This is a genomic window from Streptomyces violaceoruber (assembly GCF_033406955.1).
Taxonomy (GTDB): domain Bacteria; phylum Actinomycetota; class Actinomycetes; order Streptomycetales; family Streptomycetaceae; genus Streptomyces; species Streptomyces violaceoruber.
Map to the genome: position 1 here is coordinate 2151395 of NZ_CP137734.1, position 20996 is coordinate 2172390.

Sequence of the window (20996 nt, forward strand, 5' to 3'; positions counted from 1 at the left end):
AGGCGCAGACCTTACCCGCGCGTCGGCCGAACACCGATACCGTGCCAAGCTTGCTTCATGCAGCTCTCCTCGGCCCCGTACGAAGAACGCCTCACCGCGCCCCGCTCCTGGTGGCTGGTCTCCTTCCTGGTGGGGCTGGCGTTCGCGCTGATCCTGCTGCCCTTCGGCACGCTGCCGATGCTGGGCGGCCTGGCGGGCGGCACCGCGGTGGCGGCGGTGGCGGCCAGTTCGTACGGCGCGGTCCGCATCCGGGTCGTGGGGGACTCGCTGATCGCGGGCGAGGCCAAGGTGCCGCTCTCGGCGCTGGGCGAGGCGGAGATCCTCGATCCGGAGGAGGCCCGCGCCTGGCGCACGTACAAGGCCGACACCCGGGCGTTCCTGCTGCTGCGCGCCTACATCCCGAGGGCCGTGCGGGTGCTGGTCACGGACCCGCAGGACCCGACTCCGTACCTGTATCTGTCGACGCGCGAGCCGGAGCGGCTGATCGAGGCGCTGGAGGCGGCGAAGGCCGCGGCCGCGTAGGGCCGCCCGCGGGTCAGCGCTCGTCTTTGCCGAAGTTTTCCCCGCGGCCGGGCCGGCCGGGCCCGATCCCCTTGGTGATCTCGCCCATGTCGAGGGCGTCCTGCGGGCGTTCCAGGGCCGGGACGTCGCCCAGGGCGCTCCAGGCGACCTGGTTCTTGCGCAGGTCGGTCCGGATTCTCGCGGCCAGTTTCCGGGTGTCGCGCCGGTTCATGACGGCGCCCACGGCCGCGCCCACCATGAAGGGCATCAGGTTCGGCAGGTCGCGCACCATCCGCTTCATGATCTGCTGGCGCAGCTGGCGCTTCATGTGGCTGTTCATCGCCGAGCCGAGGGTCGACGGCTTGGACACGTCGACGCCGCGTTCGTCGGACCACGAGTTCAGGTACGCGGTGCTGCGCTGGGCGAGGCCGCCGGGCGGGCGTACGCCGTAGACCTCGTGGAGTTCGGCGATCAGCTTGAGCTCGATCGCCGCGACGCCGGTGATCTCGGCGGCCAGTTCCGTGGGCATCGCGGGTGGTACGGGCAGCATCGCCGCCGCTCCGATGCCCGCTCCCACGGTCGCCGTGCCCTTCGCCGCGCCGGCCACGAGCCGGTCGGCGATCTCCTCGGGACCGAGGCCCGGGAACTGCCTGCGCAGCGCCGCCAGGTCCCGTACGGGCACGCGCGGGGCCAGGTCGATGATCCGGTCGGCGAGGTGCCCCAGGGCTGCCCTGGCGCGGGCGCCGCCGTTGCGGACCCCCTGTCCCGCCTTCTCCCGGAACGCCGCTGCCCGGCGCCGGGCAGCGGGTGCCGGCGGCCGGGTGGTCGCCGGGAGGTCACTCCGGTCGGCCACTGGTTCGAGCGGGGCCTTCCCCGTATCGGTCGGGCCCCGCTCGTCGTCACGCGCGCTGTACGGACCGTCGGACGGCCCTTGGTCCGCTCCTCGTCGCGAGAAACGGCGCTTCCAGGGAGGGGTCGAGCCGGTCACGGCCGACCCCGCCTCAGTCGCAGTCGCGGCAGATCGGCTGGCCGTTCTTCTCCCGGGCCAGCTGGCTGCGGTGGTGCACCAGGAAGCAGCTCATGCAGGTGAACTCGTCCTGCTGCTTCGGCAGTACACGGACGGCCAGTTCCTCGTTCGAGAGGTCGGCGCCGGGAAGCTCGAGGCCTTCCGCGGCCTCGAACTCGTCGACGTCGACGGCCGAGGCGGACTTGTCGTTCCGCCGGGCCTTCAGCTCTTCGAGGCTGTCCGAGTCGACGTCGTCGTCGGTCTTGCGTGGAGTGTCGTAATCGGTTGCCATGGTCGCTCTCCCCCTCTGGGTGTCTGCGGTGTCTTCAGCGCACGTAACGCGTGAGAGGCCGGACTTGTGCCCGACCTGAGGCGGAGATTTTGCCTCACATCAAGGTCTGTTACTCAATCGACACCCAACCGGACTCCTCACGAGTGATCGGCTTGGATGGCGATGGGGACCGTACACGGTCCGAATGCCGCACTTCAAAGGCGTCTCACCGTGTACTTCCCGTGATCAGGGGCCCTGAAAACCGGGATTTTCCCGGCTTTCCGACAGGGTGCATGATCACGGAGAGTGGAGGGCGGGAAAGCCTCCGCTGTGATCGATCACACAGGCGACTCCAGGGCCGGTGGCCTGGAAATTCCGCTCAAAGCGAACATCCTCGGGTCTCGGTGAGATGTCGGGGTCATGATCTCAGACGGGGAGCGTCACGCGCATCACGAGCCCTCCGCCCTCGCGCGGCTGGGCGGAGATGTGGCCGCCGTGCGCCCGGGCCACGGACCGCGCGATGGACAGTCCGAGGCCCACGCCCTTGTCGCTGCCCGTCCGCTCGGTGCGCAGCCGCCGGAACGGCTCGAAGAGGTTGTCCACCTCGTACGCCGGTACGACGGGGCCGGTGTTGGTGACCACCAGGACCGCCTGGCCGTTCTCGACGGCGGTGGCGACCTCCACCCAGCCCTGTCCGGCCACGTTGTAGCGCACGGCGTTCTGGACGAGGTTCAGGGCGATCCGCTCCAGCAGGACGCCGTTGCCCTGGACCACCGCGGCCTCGCGGGTGCCGCGGACCTCCACGCCCTTGCTCTCGGCCTCGGCGTGCACCTGGTCGATGGCCTGGCCGGCCACCTCGGCGAGATCCACCGGTTTGCGCTCGACGATCTGGTTGTCGCTGCGGGCCAGCAGGAGCAGGCCCTCGACCAGCAGCTCGCTGCGTTCGTTGGTGGCGAGCAGCGTCTTGCCCAGCTGCTGGAGCTCCACCGGGGCACCCGGGTCGGACAGGTGCACCTCCAGGAGCGTGCGGTTGATCGCCAGCGGCGTGCGCAGCTCGTGGGAGGCGTTGCCGACGAAGCGCTGCTGGGCGGTGAAGGCCCGCTGCAGCCGCTCCAGCATGTCGTCGAAGGTGTCGGCCAGCTCCTTCAGCTCGTCGTCCGGGCCGTCCAGCTCGATGCGGCGGGAGAGGTCGGAGCCGGCCACCGCGCGCGCGGTGCGGGTGATCCGCCCCAGCGGGGACAGGACGCGCCCGGCCATGGCGTAGCCGAAGGCGAAGGCGATCACGGCGAGGCCGAGGAGCGCCAGCAGGGAGCGGCTGAGCAGATTGTCCAGGGCGACCTTGCGCTGGTGGTCCATGCAGTCGCTGATGGCGGCGTTGAAGTCGGACAGCGACAGGCCGCCGTTGTCGACCACGGGACAGGTGCTGCTGGAGACCTTGAGGTCGGTGAAGTCGACGATCTTGTACAGCGGTTCGTTGCCGGTGCGCACCGCCTGGGCGGCGAGCAGGTAGATGATCGACAGCAGCAGGATGCCGGCGATCAGGAACATGCCGCCGTACAGCAGCGTGAGCCTTATCCGGATGGTGGGGCGCAGCCACGGCAGGGGCGTGGCCGAGCGCGGGTCCCACGTGGGCTTGGGGGGCGCCCCGGGGGGCGCGGGTGTCGTCGCCACGGCCGGTCAGATCCGGTAGCCGGAGCCGGGGACGGTGACGATGACGGGCGGCTCGCCCAGCTTGCGGCGCAGGGTCATGACGGTCACGCGCACGACGTTGGTGAAGGGGTCGGTGTTCTCGTCCCAGGCCTTCTCCAGGAGCTGCTCCGCGGAGACCACGGCGCCCTCGCTGCGCATGAGGACCTCCAGGACGGCGAACTCCTTGGGTGCGAGCTGCACCTCCTTGCCGTCCCGGAAGACCTCCCGGCGGTTGGGGTCGAGCTTGATCCCGGCCCGCTCCAGAACCGGCGGCAGCGGCACGCTGGTGCGCCGGCCCAGGGCCCGCACGCGGGCGATCAGCTCGCTGAACGCGAAGGGCTTGGGCAGGTAGTCGTCGGCGCCGATCTCCAGGCCCTCGACCCGGTCGCTGACGTCGCCGGAGGCCGTGAGCATGAGCACGCGCGTGGGCATGCCCAGTTCGACGATCTTGCGGCAGACGTCGTCGCCGTGCACGAGGGGGAGGTCGCGGTCGAGGACGACCACGTCGTAGTCGTTGACGCCGATGCGCTCCAGGGCGGCCGCGCCGTCGTACACGACGTCGACGGCCATGGCCTCCCGGCGCAGTCCGGTGGCCACCGCATCGGCGAGCAGCTGCTCGTCCTCGACGACGAGTACGCGCACGTCGCTTGTCCTTCCTGTGTCCACCCGCGTAGCGCTTCTCGGACGCACGAGGGCAGGGGCCTGGTGGGTGTGTTGCCTCCATCCTGCCCTTTTCGGCCATAAGTCGGCTGTAAGCCGGGTGAGGAGCCGGTGCCGAAGCAGGGCGCGGAAAGGCCTCGTGAGCGGGAATGCGAGATTTTCTCGTGTGGTTGAGGTTTCCGCGAAGGGGAGCTGGGGGAGGACGGCTTTACACCCCGCGATCACGCTCTGCCTGTACCGCGTTACCGCGCGGTACGCCGCGGTCCGCTTCCGCAGAGCGGGCGTGGGTGTCCGGCACGGTCGCCGCCCGGCAGGGCAGCGCTGGGCACTCCACCGGAGGCGTGATCGCCCCTTCCGATCGGCACACCCCCGTGCCAACGACCCACGACCCAGGACGAGGGGGCGCAGCATGGACGCTTTCACCGCAGGACTTCTGCAGCGCATAAAGACGACCGAGTCCGACCTGTCCCGGGCCCGCGACGAGGGCGACGAGTTCCTTGTCGAGGTGGAGCTGGGCGAGCTCGACGATCTGCGCCGTCTCGCTGCCGAGCACGGTGTGGAGGTCAGCGCGACCAACGCCTGATCGGCCCGCGCAGGACGAGGCCCCGGCGAGATCCAGCGCCGGGGCCTCGTCGTGCGCCTTGCCGTCCTGCGATGAGTTGCCCGCCCTCGTCGTGCGCCTTGCCGTCCTGAGGTGAGTTGCCCGCCCTCGTCGGCGACGGCGGGTGCGGTGCGCGCGGAGCGGTCCCGGGCAGAACTGCCGCGCAGCGCGGGTGGGCTGCCGGGGCAGGGCGCGTGGCCGGGTCGGGCAGCACGGATGCCCTCGCCGATCCGGCCACGGGCCAGAGGGGCGGTCGCCGCCTCCGCGCGCGAAACCCGCCCGCACGGGCGTCACCGGCCGACTCGCCGGCGCCTGCGGCGTCGTGCGGGCGGGCCGCTGAACCGATCGGCCGAGGAACCCGGCACCGGCCCGCTGGGACGGACGCACCGTCCGGACGCACGCGCTCGGCGTGGCGGCCGACGGGCCACTCGCACGAACCCGGCCCGAACGGACGGCCCCGCCGAACTCGCCCGGGGGCGGGCGCGACGGCACTCCCCCGCGCCGACCGGCGCCCATCCTGCGTCCGGCCGCCGGAGGCCTACGCTCCGAAGTCCGTCAGGAGTCGCTGGAGGGGTTCGAAGACGGCCGGGGTGGCGGCGATGGTCAGGGCGCCGGTGGGGCGCTCACCGGGGCGGCCACCGGTCACCGCGCCCGCCTCCCGGGCGATCAGGTCGCCCGCCGCGAGGTCCCAGGGGTGCAGCCCGCGCTCGTAGTAGCCGTCGAGGCGTCCCGCGGCCACGTCGCACAGGTCGATCGCCGCCGAGCCGCCGCGCCGGATGTCCCGCACCAGCGGAATCAGCCGCCGCGCGATCTCCGCCTGCTCCGCGCGGACGTCGGCGACGTAGTTGAAGCCGGTGGAGACCAGTGCCTGGTCCAGTGGGGCGGCGGTCCGGCAGGCGAGCCTGTGTTCGCCCTCCCAGGCGCCCGTCGCCCAGGCGCCGCCGCCCAGCACCGCGTGGTAGGACTCGCCCCGCATCGGGGCCACGACCACGCCGGCCACCCGCTCGCCGTCCTGCTCGGCGGCGATGGAAACGGCCCAGGTGGGCAGTCCGTAGAGGTAGTTCACCGTGCCGTCGAGCGGGTCGATGACCCAGCGGACGCCGCTGGTGCCCTCCGTGGCGGCGCCCTCCTCGCCGAGGAAGCCGTCGTCGGGACGGCGCTCGGCGATCAACCCGGTGATCAGCTTCTCCGCCGCGATGTCCATCTCGGTGACCACGTCGATCGGGCTGGACTTGGTGGCGGCGACCGCGAGGTCGGCCGGGCGGCCGTCCCGCAGCAGCTCGCCCGCGCGGTGGGCGGCCTCCTGGGCGATCTTCAGCAGGTCGGCACGGAGCGGGTCGGGCGTCACGTCGGTCACGGGGCTCCTCACGCGTAGGGACTGTCGGCACCCGCGGCGGCGGGCCGGGGGGCACGGGCCGGGCAGCAGCCGACCGGGCACAGGTTGTGGCTCGCGCCGAGCGTGCCGAGGGCGCAGGGCGTGACCTCCTGCCCGCGCTCGTCGCCCGCCCGCTCCAGGACCAGGTCGCGGACGGCCGCGGCGAACCGCGGGTCGGCGCCCACGGTGGCCGAGCGGCGCACCGGCAGCCCCAGCTCCTCGGCCTTGGCGGTGGCCTCCGTGTCGAGGTCGTACAGAACCTCCATGTGGTCGGAGACGAACCCGATGGGGGCCATGACCACCGCGGGGACACCGGCCGCCTGCCGCTCCTCCAGGTGGTCGCAGATGTCGGGCTCCAGCCACGGGATGTGCGGGGCGCCCGAGCGCGACTGGTAGACGAGCTGCCAGGGGTGGTCGACGCCGGTGCGCTCGCGGACGGCGTCGGCGATCAGCCGCGCCACGTCCAGGTGCTGGCGCACGTACGCCCCGCCGTCGCCGTGCTCCTCGACCGGCCCGGAGCCGTCGGCGGCGGAGGTGGGGATCGAGTGGGTGCAGAACGCGATGTGCGCGCCGTCCCTGACCTCCGCGGGCAGCTCGGCGAGGGAGCGGACGACTCCGTCGACCATGGGCTCGACGAAGCCGGGGTGGTTGAAGTAGTGCCGGAGCTTGTCGATCTTCGGCAGCTCCAGCCCTTCGGACTCCAGGGCGGCGAGCGCGTCCGCGAGGTTCTCGCGGTACTGGCGGCAGCCCGAGTAGGAGGCGTAGGCGCTGGTGGCGAGGACCAGGATGCGGCGCCGGCCGTCGCCGACCATCTCGCGCAGGGTGTCCGTCAGATACGGCGCCCAGTTGCGGTTGCCCCAGTAGACCGGCAGGTCCAGGCCGTGCTCGGCGAAGTCCTTGCGCAGGGCGTCCAGCAGGGCGCGGTTCTGGTCGTTGATCGGGCTGACGCCGCCGAAGAGGAAGTAGTGCTGTCCGACTTCCTTGAGGCGTTCCTTGGGGATGCCGCGCCCCCGGGTCACGTTCTCCAGGAACGGGACCACGTCGTCCGGCCCCTCCGGGCCGCCGAACGAGAGCAGGAGCAGGGCGTCGTAGGGGCTGGCATCGAGCACGTCTGGCATGCCCCGATCCTGCCACCCGGCACTGACAGCGGGAAAACGGTGGGGTACCGACCGTGCGTTTCACCAGGTCCGAGGGGGTGTTTCCGGCCGCACCGACGAGTAAGCTGTATCGACCGCGTTCGCACCTTACCCAGCCGTGACCGAGCCGCTCCGGAGACCTCGTTGGCCAGTCCCTACCGCGCCCTGTTCGCCGCCCCCGGCACCAAGGGCTTCTCCACCGCGGGTTTCCTCGGCCGGATGCCGCTGTCGATGATGGGCATCGGCGTGGTGACGATGATCTCGCAGCTCACCGGGCGGTACGGACTGGCCGGGGCGCTGTCGGCCACCATCGCGCTCGCCGCCGCCGTGGCCGGTCCGCAGGTCTCCCGCCTGGTGGACCGGTACGGACAGCGCCGGGTACTGCGCCCGGCGACGCTGGTGTCGCTGACCGCGGCGGCGGTGCTGCTGCCCGCCGCGCACTACGGGTGGCCGGACTGGGTGCTGTTCGCGGCCTGCGTCGGCATCGGCTGCGTGCCGAGTCTCGGCGCGATGGTCCGGGCCCGCTGGGCGGCCCTGTACCGGGGCACGCCGCAGCTGCACACGGCGTACTCCTTCGAGTCCGTGGTGGACGAGGTCTGCTTCATCTTCGGCCCGATCATCTCCATCGGCCTGTCCACGGCCTGGTTCCCGGAGGCCGGCCCGCTGCTCGCCGCCTGCTTCCTGGCGACGGGCGTCTTCTGGCTGACCTCGCAGCGCGCCACCGAGCCGGAACCGCACCCGCGCGAGCACAAGGGCGGCGGCACGGCGCTGCGCTCCCGGGGACTCCAGGTCCTGGTGGGCACCTTCGCGGCCACGGGGACGATCTTCGGGGCCATCGACGTCGTCACCGTGGCGTTCGCCGAGGAGCAGGGGCACAAGGCCGCCGCCAGCCTCGTCCTCGCCCTCTACGCGGCGGGGTCGTGCACGGCCGCCATGATTTTCGGGCTGCTGCGCTTCGCCGGTCCGCCGGAACGCCGCTGGCTCCTGGGCGTGTGTGCGATGGCCGTGAGTATGATCCCCCTCCTACTGGTCGGAAACCTGCCGTTTCTGGCCGCGGCGCTGTTCGTTGCGGGTCTGTCCATCGCTCCCACGATGATCACGACCATGTCCCTCATCGAAGAGCACGTACCGCGCACGCAGCTCACCGAGGGCATGACCTGGGTGAGCACCGGACTCGCGGTGGGGGTCGCGCTCGGCTCCTCCGCGGGAGGCTGGGTGATCGACGCCTCCGGGGCGCGTGCCGGGTACGGGGTTCCGGCGGTGGCCGGGGCCGTCGCGGTCGCGGTCGGTTTCCTCGGGTACCGCCGGCTCAAGCGGCCGGAACCGCGTCGGGGAGGGACCGTTGAGCAGCACACGCACGGCGAGCGGCAGGACGAGCGGCCGGAACGGCACATGGCGTAACTGGGGCGGAAACGTCTCGGCGCGCCCCGCGCGGGAGGTCACTCCCGCCTCCGTCGACGAACTGGCCGACGCCGTCCGCCGGGCGGCCGAGGACGGGCAGCGGGTCAAGGCGGTCGGCACCGGGCACTCGTTCACGTCGATAGCCGCGACGGACGGTGTGTTGATCCGGCCTCAACTGTTGACGGGCATCCGCAGCATTGATCGCGACGCCATGACGGTCACGGTGGAGGCCGGCACCCCGCTCAAGAGGCTCAACATGGCGCTCGCGCGTGAGGGCCTGTCGCTGACCAACATGGGCGACATCATGGAGCAGACCGTCTCCGGGGCCACCAGCACCGGCACCCACGGCACCGGCCGCGACTCGGCCTCGATCGCCGCCCAGATCCGCGGCCTGGAACTGGTCACGGCGGACGGCTCGGTGCTGACCTGCTCCGCGGACGAGAACCCCGAGGTGTTCGCCGCCGCCCGGATCGGCCTCGGAGCACTGGGCGTCGTCACGGCGATCACCTTCGCCGTGGAGCCGGTCTTCCTGCTCACGGCCCGCGAGGAACCGATGCCGTTCGACCGGGTCCTGGCCGACTTCGACGCGCTGTGGTCCGAGAACGAGCACTTCGAGTTCTACTGGTTCCCGCACACCAACAGCACCAACACCAAGCGCAACAACCGCAGCGCCGGTCCGGAGCGGCCGGTGGGCCGGTTCCAGGGCTGGCTGGACGACGAGTTCCTCTCCAACGGCCTCTTCCAGGCGGTCAACTGGGTCGGCCGCGCGGCGCCCGCCACCATCCCGTCGATCGCCCGGATCTCCAGCCGGGCGCTCTCCGCGCGGACGTACACGGACACTCCCTACAAGGTCTTCACATCCCCGCGCCGGGTGCGGTTCGTGGAGATGGAGTACGCCGTTCCGCGCGAGGCCGTCGTCGAGGTGCTGCGCGAACTGAGGACGATGGTCGACCGCTCACGGCTGCGGATCAGCTTCCCGGTCGAGGTGCGCACGGCCCCGGCCGACGACATCACGCTGTCCACCGCGTCGGCCCGCGACAGCGCGTACATCGCCGTGCACATGTTCCGGGGCACGCCCTACCAGGCGTACTTCACCGCCGCCGAGCGGATCTTCACGGCGCACGAGGGCCGGCCGCACTGGGGCAAGGTGCACACCCGGGACGCCGGGTACTTCTCCCGGGTGTATCCGCGCTTCGCCGAGTTCACGGCGCTGCGGGACCGTCTTGACCCTGACCGCCTGTTCCAGAACGACTACTTGCGCCGGGTTCTGGGGCCGTAGCCGAGGCGTCCGGGTCGGGGGCTCCGGTGCCGCCGGCCTCTTCGTCGCCGCCGGCGTCCGGGGTGGGCGTCGGGCTGGACTCCGTACTGCCGCCCTCCGTCGAACCGGCGCCGGACGACGGGCTCCCGTCGGTGGCGTCCGGGCTCCCGGAGGGGGTGGGGGCCGGGGCTTCGCTCCCGGAACCGGAGTCCTTCGCGTCGCCCGAGTCGCCGGAGTCCCGGCCGTCCTGGGGGTCTTCCGTGCCACCGGAGTCGCCGGACTCCCCGGACTCCCCCGAATCGGCGGCGGACTTGCCGTGGCCGGTGAAGGCGCTGCCGACGGTGGTGCTGTGTCCGCCGCTCAGGTTCTGGCCGGAGGCGACCTCGTACACCGTGATCCCGGCCATGGTGACGCCGAAGACGAGGGCCGCCGCGACCAGCGGGCGGCGCCAGCCCCTGGTCCGCGTGCGGTAGACGGTGCCCTCGGTGAACTCCCCCGAGGCCGAGGCCCGGTTCGGGTCCGGCCTCGCGGCCGGTACCGACGCGGTTCGCCCGTCGATCCGCACGGCGGCGACGGTGCGCTTCACCCGGATCTGCTCCCCGGTGCGCTTGAAGAAGTGCTGGAGCACCGAGCCCCCGCAGGTGGCGACGACACTGATCAGGCCGGCTCCGGCGATCGTGCCGTACACACCGAAGGAGGAGGCGAGTTTGGCGGCCACCACCGCCGCCAGGGCGCTGCCCGCGACCTGGGGGACGCTCAGGTCGATGCGCCTGGACTCCCCCTTCGAACCCACGTCCGCCACGCCCGCGTCATCGGACCTTTCACGCATCGTCGGACCTTGCCTGCCTTTCCCGTACGGGATCGATCAACTGCATGAGAAAGGGACGTGCGGCCGAAACCATTAGTTCCGTTTCTGGTGATTGCGTGAAGTACGCCACGTCCAAGATCGCGGAAATCGCGCCCGGGACGGCCGGGCGCCACCTCTTGCCAGAAGTTGGGCGGCGCGCCAATCCACGCACGTGGTCCGAATGGAGTACTGTTGCGAGCCCTGGAGCTGGTCTCCCGACAGGGGGTCCGGCACCTTGAAGGACCGCCGGGAGGGGGCTAGTTGCACAGGGTGACGAGGTTGGTCACTTAGCGTTGCGAACAGGTAACCGTGCCATAACGGCGATCCAGGGCCCGCGCCCGACACGCCGGGCAACTCGGCAAGGTTGTGGCAGGCTGCACCCGGGCAGGCCACACTCGACAGAGCGGAAGCAGCGACGCACGTGACGTCGGCAGGCACCACCCGGGAGGTCCCCATGCCCGAACTGCGTGTCGTGGCCGTCTCGAATGACGGCACACGGCTGGTGCTGAAGGCTGCGGACAGCACGGAGTACACGCTTCCGATCGACGAGCGGCTCCGTGCCGCCGTACGCGGCGACCGTCCCCGCCTCGGCCAGATCGAGATCGAGGTGGAGAGCCATCTCCGCCCCCGCGACATCCAGGCGCGTATACGTGCCGGCGCGACCGCGGAAGAGGTCGCCCAGATGGCCGGCATCCCCGTCGATCGCGTACGGCGCTTCGAGGGCCCCGTGCTGGCCGAGCGCGCCTTCATGGCGGAGCGGGCCCGCAAGACCCCCGTCCGCCGCCCCGGCGAGAACTCCGGACCGCCCCTCGGCGAGGCCGTCCAGGAGCGGCTGCTGCTGCGCGGCGCCGACAAGGACACCGTCCAGTGGGACTCCTGGCGCCGCGACGACGGCACCTGGGAGGTCCTGCTGGTCTACCTGGTCGCGGGCGAACCGCACTCGGCGAGCTGGACGTACGACCCGCCCCGGCGGCTCGTCCAGGCCGTCGACGCGGAGGCACGTGCGCTGATCGGGGAGTCCGACGACCTCGCCGCGCCCGAGCCCAGCTTCCCGTTCGTGCCGCGCATCGCCCGACTGCCGCGCGACCGGCCGCTGGACCGCACCCTCGACCGGGAGCAGCGGGAGCGTCCGAGCCTGCCCCCGCCGCCGTCCGAGCCGGCCGACGACACCGCGGCCACCGCATCGGCCGAGCGCGAACGCGACTCGCTCACCAGCCTGCTGGAGGCCGTACCGAGCTTCCGCGGCGACCTGGTGGTGCCCGAGCGCGCTCCGGATCCGGTGGAGGAGCCCGTCGAGGAACCCGAGGTGGAGGAGCCGCCCGCGCCCGCCGCGTCGGCCGGTTCCGCCTATGCCGACGTGCTCATGCCGCGCTCGGTGGCGAGTCACCGCGACCGCCTCACCGGCTCCACCGACCGCCAGGCCGAGGCCGACGGCGTCCGGCCGGGTCGCCGCGCGGCGGTGCCGAGCTGGGACGAGATCGTGTTCGGCACACGGCGCAAGAAGCAGGAGTAGTCCGGTCTTCGCCGGATGACGTGACCGAGGTCGGGGCCGCACCCGGGTGGGTGCGGCCCCGCTTGCGTGCCACCGGCCGACTGCGCGTACGGACGTGCCGCGGACGGGCCGGCGGGTGCCGCCCTCGTGCGGGCGCTGCGCCACCCTCGGTGCGAGGTCCTGCCTCCGGACAGCCCCCCGCTCCCGGCGGACGTGGCCCCGCCGCACCCCGGTCCGGGGTCCCACTTGCGGTGACCCGGGCCTCCTTGCGCGCGAGTCCGCCACCTACGCGCGGCGCACCTCTCTACTGCGGGTCGGGGCCCACCGCGACCGGCCGGGCCGGGTCCGAGGACCACTCGGACCAGGAGCCCACGTACAGCGCCGCCGGAATCCCCGCCACCGCCAGGGCGAGCACTTCGTGGGCAGCCGACACGCCCGAGCCGCAGTACACGCCGACCGCGCCGTCCTCCGTGGCGCCGAGGGTCTTGAAGCGTGCCCGGAGTTCCTCTGCGGGCAGGAAGTGCCCGTCCGGGGCCACGTTGGCGGTCGTCGGCGCGGACACGGCGCCCGGGATGTGGCCGCCGACCGGATCGATCGGCTCGACCTCGCCCCGGTAACGCTCCCCCGCGCGGGCGTCGAACAGCACCCCGGACCGGGCCAGCGCGGCCGCCCCGTCCGCGTCCAGCAGGCCCGTCGCGCCCGGCACCGGCGTGAAGTCGCCCTCCGCGGGCGCCGGGACGTCCGCCGACAGCGGCGCCTCCCAGGACGGCAACCCGCCGTCGAGGACCCGCACGTTCGGGTGACCCGTCCAGCGCAGCAGCCACCAGGCGCGGGCCGCCGCCCATCCCTGCCCGCCGTCGTAGACCACGACCGGCCGCCCGTGCGACACGCCCGCCCGGCGCATCGCCGCGCCGAACTCCCCCACCTCGGGCAGCGGGTGCCGGCCGTTCACGCCGGGCGCGGAGGCGAGTTCGCGGTCCAGGTCGACGTAGACGGCACCGGGCAGGTGCCCGGCCGCGTACTCGGCCCGGCCGTCGAACGGCGGGGCACCGGCCGCCTTCGCCGTGCTCAGCTGCCAGCGGACGTCGAGCAGGACGGGCGGATTGGGGCCCGCCAGTTCGTCGGCGAGTTCGGATGCGGAGATGATGGCGTTCATGGCCCCATCCTGACGTACCGAGTGGCCGAGGCGTCGTTGTCGGGCTACTCTGCCCGCCGGACAGTACCGGTCACGAGGCGTACGTGTTCGGCCACATGCTGTACTGCCCGGGCAGGCGGGCTGCCCCACGAGCGCGAGCACGCCCGAAGCACGCACCGGATCCCGGTGCCGGTGCCGAGGCCCGTCGGAGCGGAAGCGGACGCACGGCCCGCGGAGGGCCGAGAAGAGGGTGACGATGACCGACGCACGGGGATCGGACGGCCGGATCGGCGAGACGAACGCCCGACGCGCGCCCGGCACGCCCTGCTGGGTGAGTCTGATGGTGCACGGACCGGCCGCCACCCACGACTTCTACGGTGCCCTGTTCGGCTGGGAGTTCCGGCCCGGCCCTCAGCAACTGGGCCCCTACGCCCGGGCCCTGCTCGACGGGCGGGAGGTGGCCGGCATCGGGCAGCTGCCCCCGGACCGGCAACTGCCCACCGCCTGGACGCCGTACTTCGCCTCCGACGACGTCAACCGGACGGCGGAAACGGTGCGCCTGTGCGGTGGCACGGTCGGCGTCGGCCCCCTGGACGCGGGCGAGGCCGGCCGCATGGCCCTGGGCTCCGACCCGGCCGGCGCCGTCTTCGGAGTGTGGCAGGCGGCCGCACACCTGGGCACGGCCGTCACGGGCCGGCCCGGCACACCGGCCTGGAACGAACTGCTGACGTACGAGGCGGCGGGCGTCGCCAAGTTCTACGAGACGGTCTTCGGTTTCGAACTGCTCCCGGATCCCTCCGCCGACCGCGACTACGTGACCCTGCGCATCGAGGGCCGTCCGGTCGCCGGCATCCACGGCGTGGGCGACGCCCTGCCGCGCGACCGGGGGCCGCACTGGACGACGTACTTCGAGGTGGCCGACACGGACGAGTCCGCGGCGCGCCTCGTCGACCTGGGCGGGCACGTGCTGGCCCCGGCCCACGACACGCCCCACGGCCGGGTGGCGACGGTGGCGGATCCGGAGGGGGCGCGGTTCACGCTGCTGCACGCGCAGCGGTGACGCGGTGACGGGGCCGGCCGTACGCCTGCGGGACCCCGCAGGCCTCGGCCCCGCTCAGCCGCTCACCACGGCGAGCAGGGCACGTACCGTCTCCGCCATCGCCTCCCGGCCGCGGGCGACGTAGGGGCGGGGGTCCGTCAGATCGGGGCGCGCCGCCAGCGTCTCGCGGACCGCGCCGGTGAAGGCGATGTTGAGGGCGGTGCCGACGTTGACCTTCAGGATGCCCGCCCGGACGGCCCGCCGCAGTTCGTCGTCCCCGACTCCCGACGAACCGTGCAGTACCAGCGGCACCGGCACGGCCTCCCGGAGCCGTTCGATCAGCGCGTGGTCCAGGGACGCGGAGCGTTCGGTCATCGCGTGGCTGCTGCCGACGGCGACGGCCAGCGCGTCCACGCCGGTGTCCGCCACGTAGCGCGCCGCTTCCTGCGGGTCGGTGCGCACCCCGGCCGCGTGGGCGCTCGCGGGGGCGTCGGGTTTGCCCCCCACGTACCCGAGTTCGGCCTCCAGCCACAGACCCGCGCCGTGGGCCCACTGCGCCGCGGCGCGGGTGGCGGCGAGGTTCTCGGCGTAGGGCTGCGCCCCGGCGTCGAACATCGCGGAGGAGAACCCCGCGTCGGCCGCCCCGTGCAGCAGCCGCGGGTCCGTCACGTGGTCCAGGTGCAGTGCGACGTCGACGTCACAGGCCTTGCCGACCTCTGCCGCGGCCCGGGCGATCGGCTCCACCCGGCCGCCGTGGAACCGCACGGCGTTCTCGCTGATCTGCAGGATCACGGGGGCGCCCGCGGCCTGCGCACCGGAGGCGATCGCCTCGGCGTGCTCCAGCGTGATCACGTTGAACGCCGCGACGGCCCGGCCGGCGACGGCGGCCTCCGAGACGAGTTCGCGCGTGGGAACCAGGGGCATGGGGGTGTCCCCCTCGCTTTCGTGTTGCTTCGACGGTCGGTCGGTCCGGCCGGTACGGCGGTTGCCGTCCGCACCGGCCGGTACGGGTGGGTGGGCGTTCGGGACTAGCGTGCGACGGAACTGACGTCGTCGTCCGCCGCACCCGGCGCCACGGAACTCTCGCCGCTCTTCTCGTCGCTGTAGACCATCAGCGTCGAACCCGCGAGGGCGAGCACGATGCCGAGGGCGCCCCACACGCTGGGCAGCGTCTGGTAGACCGCCAGGGACAGCACGATGGTCAGGACGGGGGCGAGTGCGTTGGTGATGGGGGCGACCACGGTGGCCTTGCCCCGGCTGAACGCCATGACCAGGAACAGCGCGCCGACCGCGTTGAGGACCTGGGTCACCGCGGTGAGGGCCGGCGCCTGCCAGGGAGCCCCGGACGGGAAACCGCCCATGATCGCGAACGCCACCGGAACCAGCAGCAGTCCGCTGATGGTCATCCACCCGAAGGTGGTCGCGTCGTTGACCCCGACGAGCGCGGCCTTGCGCATGCAGAACGCCTGCACACCCCAGGCGACGCAGATCAGGATGGCCATCGGCAGCCACGGGCCGTGCGCGCCCGAGTCGCCCCCGCCACTGGGGATGCCGAGCAGCACGATCGCCACCAGCGCCGCGACCACGCCCACGACGGCCAGCCGGGTGATCCGCTCCCGCAGCAGCACCGTCGCCATGAGGACGGTGATCACCGGGGAGAGGGACACCAGGGGGAAGATCAGGTACGCGGGGCCGTCGGCGAGCGCCTGGAACAGCAGCAGTTGTCCGCCGGCGCCGGTGAGGCCCGCGATCAGGCCGTACCTCGCGGCGACGGGCCTGCGGTCGAAGGTATTGCCGCGCATCGCGAAGTACGCGGGGATGAGCATCGTGAAGGCCCAGATGATGTAGATCATCTCGTTGGGGTAGCCGTACCTGCTGTTGGGCTCGCTGGAGAAGGCGCCCCACACACCCCAGAACAGGACCAGCAGCGACGCGTACAGGATCCAGCCTCTTGTGCCGTTCTTCATTGTTCGTCCTCTCCTGAGGCGGGGGACCCTGAGGCCTTGCGCAGCGCGTCGAGCGCCGGCCGGTCGAGCGGGGTTCCAGCGAGTTTCGCCGCGTACAGGGCGGCGCCCACGACGGGCTCGTACAGGGGGTGTCGCAGCTCGTAGCCCGCGAAACGGATCTTCAGTCCGGTGGTGAACGCCTCCAGGACCGGGGCGGCGCCGAAGGTACCGCCGGAGTAGGAGACGGGCACGGTCTCGTCCGGGCCGAACCCGAGCCGTTCTCGGGTGGCTTCGACCAGCAGGGCGAGTTCGCGGCCGGCCTCCGCGAGGATCGCCGCGGCGGTCTCGTCGCCCGACGCTGCCGCCTCGGCCACCGAGCGGCTCAGTGCGGCGATCCGGCCCCGGTCGCCCTGCCACCGGTTGTGCACGACGTCGATCACGTCGAGGTCCGACTCCAGACCGAGTCTGCTTCGGAACACCCCGGCCAGGGGGCCCTCGGGGAGCCGTCCGTCGCTCATCCGGGAGAAGGCGTTGAGGCCGCGGATCGCGATCCAGTACGCCGATCCCTCGTCGCCGAACGACTCGCTCCAGCCGCCGATGCGCACACCCCGGCCCTGCCGCTCGCCGTAGGTCATCGAACCGGTGCCGCTGATGACGTTGATGCCGTCGGCCGCGCCCAGCGAACCCGCCCAGCCGCAGACCATGTCGTTGTCGCACGCGTAGCGGTCGTGCCCGAGCACCGCCCGCGGTGTCGCGTCGAGGACGGGCAGGTCGCGGGCCGCCTCCCCGTAGCCGGGCAGGCCGAAGAAGGCGTACTCGATGTCGGCCGGGGACAGTCCGGCCGCCGCGCAGACGGTGTCGACCCCTTCCCTCAGCACACGCTCGACCAGCTCGATGCCGTGGGAGAAGTAGTACGAACTTGCCGCCTGGGCACGCGCCACCACTTGTCCGGACCGGTCGACCAGACAGAACGCGGTTTTCGTACCGCCGCCGTCGACACCCAGGAACATCGTCGTACCTCCGTCCGGCGCCCTCGATCCGCGCCGTCGCTGACTTCGATCAGTCGTTCAAGGAGTGCAGGGTCACGCCCTGCACCACGCGGTTGACCTCACCCGAGGGGAACGGGTTGTCGGGCCGCAGACCCCGGGCCTGGGAGGCGCGCAGGGCGATGAGCTGGGCGTACACCACGGCGGGCAGTGCCAGGGCGGCGTCCTCGACGTCGCCGAGGCCCGGGAGCGGCCAGGCGTCGGCGCCCTCCGTTCCCGCGCCGCTCTCCGCGGACACCGCGACGACGCTGCCGACGGGAAGGTTTCCGCGCAGCTCCGCGACGATGTCGTGGTCGTACCGGCGGGTGTACGGGTCGTTCGACACGTACACCACCGCGACCGAGCGTTCGTTGAGCACCGCCTTGGGACCGTGCCGGAAGCCCAGCGACGACTCCGCGACGGCCATGAGCGTCCCGCCGGTGAGCTCCAGCACCTTCAGCGCCGACTCCTCGGCGAGGCCCTTCAGCGGGCCGCTGCCGAGGAAGACGATGCGCTCGGGTGCGCGGTCCACCAGGGCGCCGGCCGTGCGGTCGGCGGCGCCGTCCTCGATGATCGACTCCGCTGCCCGTGCCAGGCGTTCGGCGACCCCGTCGCGGGCGTCCTTGCCCAGGGCGAGCAGGGCCGCGAGCGTCATGCAGGTGAAGCTCGACGTCATGGCGAAGCCGCGGTCGTTGGACGCGGCCGGCATCAGCAGCACGTGCGACCGCGGCCGCCGCGTGTGCTCGCGCGCCAGGCGGCCCTGCTCGTTGCAGGTGATCACGAGGTGGTGCACCTCGGAGAGGACCTGGTCGGCCAGGGCGGTGGCGGCGACGGACTCCGGGCTGTCACCCGACCGTGCGAAGGAGACCAGCAGCGTGGGCAGGTCCTCGGCGAGGCACCCGCGGGGGTCGGCGACGAGGTCCGTGGTGGGAACCGCGTCGACGCGCCGCCCCAGGTGCCGTGCCAGGGAGGGCTGGAGCACCTGGCCGGCGAACGCGGAGGTCCCGGCGCCGGTGAGCACCACGCGCAGGTCGCCGCGTGCCACGAGCGGATCCAGGAACGCGTCCAGCGCTTCCCTGGAGGCTCCGACGATCCGGTCGACCTCCCGCCACAGGGCGGGCTGCTGGGCGATCTCACGGACGGTGTGGACGGCGCTGTCGTCGACGGGCAGCGTGCCGGGGGGCGTGGTCACACGAACTCCCTCTGGTTCTGGTTCCGGTTCTGGTCGGCGGCGCGGTCGTAGTCGCGCAGGACGTCGCGGACGTGGTCCACGGCCAGTTCGCGCGGGCGCGGGGCGAGCTCGCCGCGGCGGACCCGGGCGTACTGGAGCGGAAGGTGCGCGCTGAGCAGGGGCAACGGGACGGCCGCGGCCGAGAGGTTGGCCAGCAGACGGGCCTGGGCCGCTTCGATCTCGGGGTCGGTCCAGTAGTAGCGCATCCGGTCGCTGTAGCTGTAGCGGCGTGCGAGGCGCTGCTCGGCGTCGCCGCCGGGGTAGTAGCCCTCCCACTGGGCGGGCTCGGCGAGCATCCGCCGCTCGACGACCTCGGGCAGCCGTGACCGCTCGCCGGCCGGCACCAGCTCGTCCTCGATCGCGGCGAGGGCGAACAGGGCCTCGCGCAGGGCGAAGGTCAGACCGGGGCCCACCTTGAGGACCGCCCAGTGGTCCTCGACCAGCGCGGTGAGCGCCTCGGCGGTCTGGTAGTCGGTCGAGTGGGCCTCGTAGACCATGGTGGGCTCGTCGTCGAGGACCTTGCGCAGTTCCTCGGTCGCCTCCCGCCGGTAGTCGACGACCCGCAGGTGGTCGAACTCCACGGCCGGCTGCACCACCAGGGCCATGACGCGGGGCCAGGCCCCTTCGACGCCGTGCCGGGCGAACGCCTTCCGGTGCTGCTCCAGGGTCGTGCGCGCCGCCTCGGGCGTGGTGGGCACCAGAGCGCCGAGCGTCTCGTGCGCGCCGCCGGGCGTCGGCACCTCGGTACCGATCACATACCGGATCCGCTCCGCCCGCTCCGGGCCCACCGTGTCCTCGGCCACCCGGATCAGACGCGCGGCGCGTTCGGCGACCACGTCGTCGGTCAGTGGTGCGGGGTCACCGGCGCAGGCGAAGCTGCAGTCCAGGTGGATCTTGGTGAAGCCCGCCTCCGCGTAGGCCGCGACCAGTGCGTCGGCCTGCCCCATCGCCTCGTCGGGCGTCAGGGACTGCCACCGGTTCGGTCCGAGATGGTCGCCGCCGAGAACGACGCGGTCCAGCGGCAGACCGTGTTCCGTCGCGATGCCGTACACGAGGTCACGGAAGTCCGCGGGCCGCAGGCCCGTGTAGCCGCCGTACTGGTCGACCTGGTTCGAGGTCGCCTCCACCAGTACCGGACCACCGGTCTCGCGTGCCTGCAGCACGGCCGCCTCGATGACCAGCGGATGGGCCGAGCACACGGAGGTGATGCCCTGTGGTCGTCCGGCCTTCTGACGCCGGACGACCTCGTCCAACGGGCTCTGCATCGCCAACCCCTCACTGAAGTGCAATTTGAGCCCGTTTGCCGCGATGGCCCGAAGCTCATGCGGAACGTTACTGGTCTTATTTTTGGCCGTCAATAGGCTTTATTGGTCTGCTTCTGGTATGCCTCGACGCCCGGCGAAACGGCGTCGAGCCGGGCGTCGGGTGCTCCGACGCCCGGCTCGGGCGGGTTCGGGACCGGTCTGGTCCGGCCGGTTCAGGTCTGGTTGGTGATGGAGGCCCGGAACCGGTAGCGGTCCCCCCGGTAGACCTGGACGGTCAGTTCGATCGGGCGGCCCTCCTGGTTGGAGGTCAGCTGGGTCGCGACCAGCATCGGCATGGTCGCCCCGATCTCGAGCAGCTCCATCTCCCGTGCCGTCGGGTGGCGGGCTTCGACCGAGTAGTCGGCGACCCGGGGAAGCTGCGGCGGGTCGGCGGCGCGCAGGGTGGCGTACAGCGAGGCGGTGCTGAAGTCGGCGTCGGCCAGGGCCGGGCAGGCCGACAGCGGCAGCCGGTTGTGCTCCAGCACGACCAGCAGGCCGTCCAGGAAGCGCAGCCGGTGGAGGTCGAAGAGGTCGGCGCCCGGGGCGATCCGGAGCTGCTCGGCCTCCGCCACGGTGGCCGGGCGGACGGTGGCGGAGAGCACCTTGCTGGCCGTCCTCAGACCGTTGGCCTCGGCGTAGTCGGCGAATCCCTGGACCTGGGGGACGGTCGAGGCCGGCGCCGTCACCGTTTCGGGGAACAGGCCGGGTTCGGCGACGAACCACCCGCGCGACGACGACGGCCGTACGACGCCTCGCGCCTCCAGCTGGGCGAGGGCGGCCCGCAGCGTCACGCGCGAGACGGCGTACCGAGTGACCATGGCCCGCTCGGAGGGCAGCCGGTCACCGGGGCGGGCGGCGGCGGCACGCAGGTCGTCGAGGAGCCGCGCGGCCGTGCGCTCGTACAGCGGGAGGGCGTCGTCGGCGAAGAGGCCCCTGGGCATCGGCGTACTCGCTTCGGTCATACCAGAAACATACCGGTTCGGTCGGCCGTGCAGGTACCCGGATCCCTCGTCCCCTCACCGGCACGGGGTGAACTCCTGTGCCGGGGCGGATCTTTGGACCATTGACAGGCCAATCAA

Annotated in this window: 20 protein-coding genes; 6 read left to right on the plus strand and 14 right to left on the minus strand. The window is 72.4% G+C overall.

All coding sequences use genetic code 11. From position 1 onward, the window contains the following. Positions 1-57 precede the first annotated feature (57 nt). Positions 58-522, plus strand: coding sequence for a DUF3093 domain-containing protein (locus R2E43_RS09290; protein WP_003973155.1), 465 nt, complete (start codon positions 58-60; stop codon positions 520-522). A gap of 13 nt (positions 523-535) precedes the next feature. Here R2E43_RS09290 and R2E43_RS09295 read toward each other — a convergent pair whose 3' ends face one another. The 4 genes from R2E43_RS09295 to R2E43_RS09310 form a co-directional block, all read right to left on the minus strand. After that, positions 536-1489: a hypothetical protein gene (locus R2E43_RS09295; RefSeq protein ID WP_332056107.1), complete on the minus strand. Its 954-nt coding sequence runs from the start codon at positions 1487-1489 to the stop codon at positions 536-538. 13 nt (positions 1490-1502) lie between these two features. After that, entirely contained in the window at positions 1503-1799 is a 297-nt protein-coding gene (locus R2E43_RS09300) for a DUF4193 domain-containing protein (RefSeq protein WP_003993510.1), read from the minus strand. Positions 1800-2204: 405 nt separating this feature from the next. Beyond that, positions 2205-3449, minus strand: coding sequence for a sensor histidine kinase (locus R2E43_RS09305; RefSeq protein ID WP_003973157.1), 1245 nt, complete (start codon positions 3447-3449; stop codon positions 2205-2207). Between the two features lie 6 nt (positions 3450-3455). Beyond that, on the minus strand, positions 3456-4109 hold the full coding sequence (locus R2E43_RS09310) for a response regulator transcription factor (RefSeq protein WP_003993508.1): 654 nt from the start codon (positions 4107-4109) through the stop codon (positions 3456-3458). A 427-nt stretch (positions 4110-4536) separates the two neighbouring features. Here R2E43_RS09310 and R2E43_RS09315 point away from each other — a divergent pair, with 427 nt between their 5' ends. Beyond that, on the plus strand, positions 4537-4710 hold the full coding sequence (locus tag R2E43_RS09315) for a hypothetical protein (RefSeq protein WP_007387792.1): 174 nt from the start codon (positions 4537-4539) through the stop codon (positions 4708-4710). A 556-nt stretch (positions 4711-5266) separates the two neighbouring features. Here R2E43_RS09315 and R2E43_RS09320 read toward each other — a convergent pair. Both R2E43_RS09320 and R2E43_RS09325 read right to left on the minus strand, forming a co-directional pair. Continuing rightward, positions 5267-6085 carry an inositol monophosphatase family protein gene (locus R2E43_RS09320; RefSeq protein ID WP_030864986.1) on the minus strand — a complete coding sequence of 273 codons (819 nt, stop codon included), beginning with the start codon at positions 6083-6085 and terminating at the stop codon, positions 5267-5269. Positions 6086-6093: 8 nt separating this feature from the next. Then, complete coding sequence (locus R2E43_RS09325; RefSeq protein WP_003973161.1) at positions 6094-7221, minus strand: ferrochelatase; 1128 nt, start codon at positions 7219-7221, stop codon at positions 6094-6096. Positions 7222-7383: 162 nt separating this feature from the next. On the opposite strand from R2E43_RS09325, the gene R2E43_RS09330 reads away from it, so the two are divergent. Next, the gene (locus tag R2E43_RS09330; RefSeq protein ID WP_003973162.1) at positions 7384-8640 is read left to right on the plus strand and encodes an MFS transporter; all 1257 of its coding nucleotides are present in this window, start codon (positions 7384-7386) and stop codon (positions 8638-8640) included. Next, positions 8582-9919, plus strand: a complete 1338-nt coding sequence (locus R2E43_RS09335) for a D-arabinono-1,4-lactone oxidase (RefSeq protein WP_003973163.1) — start codon at positions 8582-8584, stop codon at positions 9917-9919. The genes R2E43_RS09330 and R2E43_RS09335 overlap by 59 nt, the downstream gene beginning before the upstream one ends. Here the strand turns inward: R2E43_RS09335 and R2E43_RS09340 are convergent. Then, entirely contained in the window at positions 9843-10727 is an 885-nt protein-coding gene (locus R2E43_RS09340; protein ID WP_332056108.1) for an ICP22 family protein, read from the minus strand. The genes R2E43_RS09335 and R2E43_RS09340 overlap by 77 nt on opposite strands. A 472-nt stretch (positions 10728-11199) precedes the next feature. Here R2E43_RS09340 and sepH point away from each other — a divergent pair, with 472 nt between their 5' ends. Then, entirely contained in the window at positions 11200-12258 is a 1059-nt protein-coding gene (gene sepH / locus R2E43_RS09345) for a septation protein SepH (RefSeq protein WP_003973165.1), read from the plus strand. 283 nt (positions 12259-12541) lie between these two features. Here sepH and R2E43_RS09350 read toward each other — a convergent pair whose 3' ends face one another. Then, positions 12542-13393 (minus strand): sulfurtransferase, encoded by an 852-nt coding sequence (locus R2E43_RS09350; RefSeq protein ID WP_003973166.1) that lies wholly within the window; start codon positions 13391-13393, stop codon positions 12542-12544. Positions 13394-13628: 235 nt separating this feature from the next. On the opposite strand from R2E43_RS09350, the gene R2E43_RS09355 reads away from it, so the two are divergent. After that, positions 13629-14432: a VOC family protein gene (locus R2E43_RS09355; RefSeq protein WP_003973167.1), complete on the plus strand. Its 804-nt coding sequence runs from the start codon at positions 13629-13631 to the stop codon at positions 14430-14432. A gap of 54 nt (positions 14433-14486) precedes the next feature. Here R2E43_RS09355 and R2E43_RS09360 read toward each other — a convergent pair whose 3' ends face one another. From R2E43_RS09360 to R2E43_RS09385, 6 genes are all read right to left on the minus strand, one after another. After that, positions 14487-15335 (minus strand): class II fructose-bisphosphate aldolase, encoded by an 849-nt coding sequence (locus R2E43_RS09360; RefSeq protein ID WP_003973168.1) that lies wholly within the window; start codon positions 15333-15335, stop codon positions 14487-14489. A 104-nt stretch (positions 15336-15439) separates the two neighbouring features. Continuing rightward, positions 15440-16378, minus strand: a complete 939-nt coding sequence (locus R2E43_RS09365; RefSeq protein ID WP_332056109.1) for a DMT family transporter — start codon at positions 16376-16378, stop codon at positions 15440-15442. After that, entirely contained in the window at positions 16375-17367 is a 993-nt protein-coding gene (locus tag R2E43_RS09370; RefSeq protein WP_193485530.1) for a BadF/BadG/BcrA/BcrD ATPase family protein, read from the minus strand. The genes R2E43_RS09365 and R2E43_RS09370 overlap by 4 nt, the downstream gene beginning before the upstream one ends. A gap of 49 nt (positions 17368-17416) precedes the next feature. Next, complete coding sequence (locus R2E43_RS09375) at positions 17417-18574, minus strand: AgaS family sugar isomerase (protein WP_011030496.1); 1158 nt, start codon at positions 18572-18574, stop codon at positions 17417-17419. After that, entirely contained in the window at positions 18571-19878 is a 1308-nt protein-coding gene (locus tag R2E43_RS09380) for a D-tagatose-bisphosphate aldolase, class II, non-catalytic subunit (protein ID WP_136207295.1), read from the minus strand. The genes R2E43_RS09375 and R2E43_RS09380 overlap by 4 nt, the downstream gene beginning before the upstream one ends. A 212-nt stretch (positions 19879-20090) precedes the next feature. Further along, positions 20091-20879, minus strand: coding sequence for a GntR family transcriptional regulator (locus R2E43_RS09385; protein ID WP_003973173.1), 789 nt, complete (start codon positions 20877-20879; stop codon positions 20091-20093). Positions 20880-20996: the final 117 nt, after the last annotated feature.